Source organism: Nocardioides sp. (assembly GCF_035703625.1).
Taxonomy (GTDB): domain Bacteria; phylum Actinomycetota; class Actinomycetes; order Propionibacteriales; family Nocardioidaceae; genus Nocardioides.
Map to the genome: position 1 here is coordinate 1 of NZ_DASSXS010000025.1, position 2,639 is coordinate 2,639.

3 protein-coding genes are annotated in these 2,639 nt (G+C 73.0%); 2 read left to right on the top strand and 1 reads right to left on the bottom strand.

Annotation, left to right across the window (positions count from 1 at the left end; all coding sequences use genetic code 11):
- Window positions 1-1,309: hypothetical protein (locus VFN12_RS01155; protein ID WP_325116706.1), on the top strand; the 1,309-nt coding region annotated here is incomplete at its 5' end.
- A 4-nt stretch (window positions 1,310-1,313) separates the two neighbouring features.
- On the opposite strand, the gene VFN12_RS01160 is transcribed toward VFN12_RS01155, so the two are convergent.
- Complete coding sequence (locus VFN12_RS01160) at window positions 1,314-2,015, bottom strand: L,D-transpeptidase family protein (RefSeq protein WP_325116707.1); 702 nt, start codon at window positions 2,013-2,015, stop codon at window positions 1,314-1,316.
- Between the two features lie 114 nt (window positions 2,016-2,129).
- Between VFN12_RS01160 and VFN12_RS01165 the strand changes: the two genes are divergently transcribed.
- A partial coding sequence (locus tag VFN12_RS01165) for an amino acid permease (protein WP_325116708.1) occupies window positions 2,130-2,639 on the top strand: 510 nt, incomplete at its 3' end.

Sequence of the window (2,639 nt, forward strand, 5' to 3'; positions counted from 1 at the left end):
GCACTCGCCCAGGGCCGCACCCTTGTGGACGAGCACACCTCGTGACCTGAGCTCGTGGCGGCGGGCGCTGGTGCCCGCCGCGCTGCTCCCGCTGCTGGTCGGCGGGTGCTCCAGCGACGAGGACCCAGCGCCGGCAGGCGAACCTCGCCAGGAGCGGAGGACGGGCGAGCCTCGGGCGCAGGTGGCCAGGGCGCTGGGCCGCACCCTCGAGGCGCGGGCGGCGGCCGTCCGCAGTGCCGACCGGGCCGCGTTCCTCGCCGGCGTCGCCGCCGGGGACGCCGCGTTCGTGGCCGACCAGGCGTCGTACCTCGACAACCTGGACCAGCTGCCGTTGGCGCGGTTCGGGTACTCCCTCGAGCCCGGGAGCATCGTCAGGTCCGGACGCGGCTACTGGGCCACGGTCGGGGTGACCATGCAGCTCGACGGCTACGACGCCGGGCCGGTCGTGGCTCCCGACCGCTACCTCTTCACACCCGCCGGGAGGGGTCGCTTCGTCGTGGCCTCGGTGAGCGACCGGGACTGGGAGTCGCGCAACGAGGTCGAGCCGCAGCCCTGGGACCTGGGGCCGGTCACGGTGCGCACGGGCAGCGGTGTGCTCGGTGTCTTCGACGCCGGCAGCGAGGCGTCGGCCGAGGCGGTCATCTCCGAGGTCGAGGAGGGGCTCTCCGCGGTCGCCGCCGAGATCCCCTACGAGTGGGACGCCCGGGCCGTCGTCTACGCGCTCGACGACCCGACCTTCCTGTCCGGTCTCGACAACGTGCCCGGATCCGACCCGCTCAGCCTCGACGCGGTGTCCTTCGAGGTGCTGGCGGGTCGGGCTGCGCGGACGGTGGCGAGCACCCGGGTCGTGCTCAACCCGGACCTGGTCGCCGACGCCGGCCCCAGCCCCGGGCGCGGCCGGCTGATCCGGCACGAGCTGACCCACGTCGCCATCGGGTCACGCGCGGTCGACGTCCCGACCTGGCTCAGCGAGGGGCTGGCCGAGTACGTCTCCGTCCGTCCCCTGGCGCCGGAGGACCGGGCGATCTCCGGGGCCGCCCTGGCCGCCGCCGAGGACGGGCTCTCCGAGCTTCCGACCGACGCGGACTTCGGTGGACCCGACGCCGAGGCAGGGTACGGCGTGGCCTGGTGGGCTTGTGAGTACCTCGCCGAGACCTACACCGAATCGATCCTGTGGACCCTCCTGGAGGCCATGGCCCAGGACCCCCCTGACGACGCCCTGCGGGACCTCGTCGCCCTGGACGAGTCCGAGCTGGCCCGGCACGCGGGTGAGCTGATGCTCGACACCTACCGGCCGGGGTCGCGCTGACCCGTCACAGCACCCTGACCGGAGTCCGCCGGGTCGTGAAGTCCCACACCCGCAGCGACATCGCCCGGCTCAGGCGGATGCAGCCGTGGGAGCGCGCGAAGTTGGTGCCGAGGAACCAGTCGGGATGGATCTGGCGGCCGTTGGACTGGTAGGTCGGGATCCGGTGGAAGCCGATCCCGCACGGGGCGAAGCGGACGAAGTTGTGGAGCCACACCCCGCCGCTGGTGGTGGTGTTGCGCTTGATCCGGGCGGCCCGGCCGCAGTACGAGCCGGTGGGGTGCCAGCCCTTCGCCAGCTCCGACGGAAGGTCGACGACGCCACCCTGGGCGAGGACCGTGCCCCTGGGGCCGACCAGCCAGACCCAGTTCTGTGCCTGGCTCAGCACGATCCGGCGGCCTGTTCCGGAGCGCCGCGGCACCGGTCGCACGTCGCAGCGCCGGGCATCCGCGCGGTGCAGTCGTTGGCGCACCCGCGCGGTCAGCCGCCCGGTCGGGGCCATTGCGTGCCGAGACTGGAAGCGCACCACGGCCGAGCGCGTGTGCGGGCCGACGCTGCCGTCCGCGGGCCCCGCGTGGCAGTGCAGGGCGTTGAGGCGGCGCTGGGCCTTGACCGCCCAGGCGTCGGCCGCAGCCGACGGCCCGGGCACGTGCACCAGTGCGCACGCGACCAGGAGGGGGACCAGCCGGGCGAGGAACAGACGGGGCATGGGACAAGTCTGGGTGCGGCTCGGCTCCTGCGGTAGCCCCCATGACCGGAACAGCGGACCGCCGGTGCAGGACCGCCTCGTCGTACCCCTCCCCGACGGAATATGTTGCTGGTCATGGACCTCTTCCGCACCAAGTCCGTCGAACAGTCGATTGCCGAGACCGACGAGCCGGAGCACCGTCTCAAGAAGAGCCTCGGCGCCCTGGACCTCACGGTGTTCGGCGTCGGAGTCATCATCGGTGCCGGCATCTTCGTGCTCACCGGGACCGTCGCGGCCACCAACGCCGGGCCGGCCGTGGCGATCTCGTTCGCGATCGCGGGCGTGGCGTGTGCGCTCGCGGCGCTGTGCTACGCGGAGTTCGCCTCGACGGTGCCGGTCGCCGGCAGCGCCTACACCTTCAGCTACGCGACGTTCGGCGAGCTGATCGCGTGGGTCATCGGGTGGGACCTCGTGCTGGAGTTCACCGTCGGCGCCTCCGCACTGGCAGCCGGCTTCTCCGGCTACCTCCAGAACGTCCTGGCCGACACCCCGTTCGAGATCCCGACGTCGATCGGCTCCGCGGCGGAGGGAGTCGTGGACCTGCCCGCCATGCTCATCGCCCTGCTGGTGGCGGGCGTGCTGATC

What these genes read in the sequence shown, in the direction of transcription:
- VFN12_RS01160 (WP_325116707.1), bottom strand. Translation starts at nt 2,015, where the DNA reads ATGCCCCGTCTGTTCCTCGCCCGGCTGGTCCCCCTCCTGGTCGCGTGC.